This window comes from Pseudorhodobacter sp. (assembly GCF_030452865.1).
Taxonomy (GTDB): Bacteria; Pseudomonadota; Alphaproteobacteria; order Rhodobacterales; family Rhodobacteraceae; genus Pseudorhodobacter.
Genome location: NZ_JAKDLJ010000510.1, coordinates 1 through 2,194 on the forward strand (window position 1 = coordinate 1; position 2,194 = coordinate 2,194).

Annotated in this window: 1 protein-coding gene; it reads right to left on the reverse strand. The window is 57.9% G+C overall.

Annotation, left to right across the window (positions count from 1 at the left end; all coding sequences use genetic code 11):
• A partial coding sequence (gene aspS, locus L0H65_RS18790; protein ID WP_301460723.1) for an aspartate--tRNA ligase occupies positions 1 to 1,955 on the reverse strand: 1,955 nt, incomplete at its 3' end.
• Positions 1,956 to 2,194: the final 239 nt, after the last annotated feature.

Here is a 2,194-nt window from a genome sequence, read left to right on the forward strand (position 1 = left end):
CGCAGGTGCAATTCGCGCAACTGCTCATTCGTGGGGTCGGAAGGTGCGTTCATCAGCAGGTCTTCGGCGCGTTGGTTCATCGGGAACATGATGACCTCGCGGATGTTCGCCTCATCCGCCAGCAGCATCACGATGCGGTCAATGCCTGCCGCACAGCCACCATGCGGCGGTGCGCCGTATTTGAACGCCTTGACCATGCCACCGAAGCGCTTGTTCACCTCATCATTCGGGTAGCCCGCGATTTCAAAGGCTTTATACATGATTTCCGGCTTGTGGTTGCGGATACCGCCGGAAATGAGTTCATAGCCGTTGCAGGCAAGGTCATATTGATAGGCGTAGACGTTGAGCGGGTCGCCTTGCAACGCCTCCATCCCGCCTTGTGGCATCGAGAACGGGTTGTGGGAGAAGTCAATCTTGCCTTCGTCGGTTTTTTCGAACATCGGGAAATCGACGATCCACGCAAAGCGGAAGGTGTCGGTTTCCGAGAGGCCAAGTTCATTGCCAATCTCATTGCGGGCGCGGCCTGCGACGGCTTGGAAGGTTTCGGGTTTGCCGCCGAGGAAGAAGGCGGCGTCTCCTTCACCCAAGCTCAGTTGCATGCGGATAGCCTCGGTGCGCTCTGGGCCAATGTTTTTGGCCAATGGGCCAGCAGCTTCAAACTCGCCAAAATAGGCGTTCTGCAAAAACTTCGCTTGCTCGAAATCATTTTGCCCAACTGCTTGGACTATGCGACCCATAACGAGCTGTAGTTCTTCTATCGACGGCGCAGCATGTTTTTCGATGATACCGTCAGTTGGCAACCCTTTGACTGCCGCATTGATTAGCTCAAAGATAGCTTCTCTGGTTTTGTCTTTGGCAGCAGCTTCATCTCGCTTACGCCAGAAGATATAGCCCATCCCCGGCAAGCCCTGCTGTTGCGCAAAAGCGTTCATGCGGTCGCAGAATTTGCGGCTGCCGCCTGTCGGCGCGGGAATGGCGCGGACCTCATTGCCCTCGTTCTCCAAAAGCTTGGCGAAAATCGCAAAGCCGGAACCGCGGAAACGCTCACTCACGTCTTGCATGATGATCGGGTTGCGCAGGTCGGGCTTGTCGGAGCCGTACCATTTCAGCGCATCATTATAGGCGATCAGCGGCCATTCGGTATCGACCTTTTTGCCGTTGCCGTATTCCTCAAAAATCCCCTGAACCACGGGCTGCACGGCGGCAAACACGTCCTCTTGCTTGACGAAAGACATCTCAACATCAAGCTGATAGAAGTCGGTCGGCGAGCGGTCGGCGCGCGGGTCTTCGTCGCGGAAACAGGGCGCGATCTGGAAGTATTTGTCAAAGCCCGACACCATGATCAACTGTTTGAACTGCTGCGGCGCTTGCGGTAGCGCGTAGAATTTGCCGGGGTGCAAACGGGACGGCACCAAGAAATCCCGCGCGCCTTCGGGGCTGGATGCGGTGATGATCGGGGTTTGGAATTCGTTGAAACCCTGATCCCACATCCGGTTGCGGATGGAACGCACGACGTTGGACCGCAGCATCATATTGGCGTGCAGCTTGTCACGGCGCAGGTCGAGAAAGCGGTATGTCAGGCGGGTTTCCTCGGGGTAGTCCACCTCACCGAACACCGGCATCGGCAATTCTTCGGCTGCACCAAGCACTTCCATGCTGCGGGCATAAACCTCAATCTCACCTGTCGGGAGTTTCGGGTTCACCAGTGACGCATCGCGCGCTTTCACCGTGCCGTCGATGCGGATAACCCATTCGGCTCGGACCTTTTCAAGATCTTTGAACGCCGGGCTGTCGCTGTCGGCCAGTACTTGTGTGATGCCGTAATGGTCGCGCAGGTCGATGAACAGGACGCCGCCATGGTCGCGCACCCGATGCACCCAGCCCGACAAGCGGATATCCTGCCCGACATTGGAGGCGTTGAGGTCGTTGCAGGTGTGGCTGCGATAGGCGTGCATCATCATCCCCCTTCGAAGGGCAGGTTTTCCGGTTCAGCGTGATACACATCGCGCAAGGTCCGAAGTCAAGCCCGCATGGGGGGAGGGCGAGCCGCCCGCAGGGGCATCGAGCCCCTTTGGGCGGCTTTGGTGCGGGTGGAACCGTCGGTCTGTGCCGTTCGGGACTGGGCTTGGTGGCGGTGTCGGATTCAGGTATTTTTACCAAGATGAAGCCGGGGGCGGGTGTGCTTCTGGGCCGG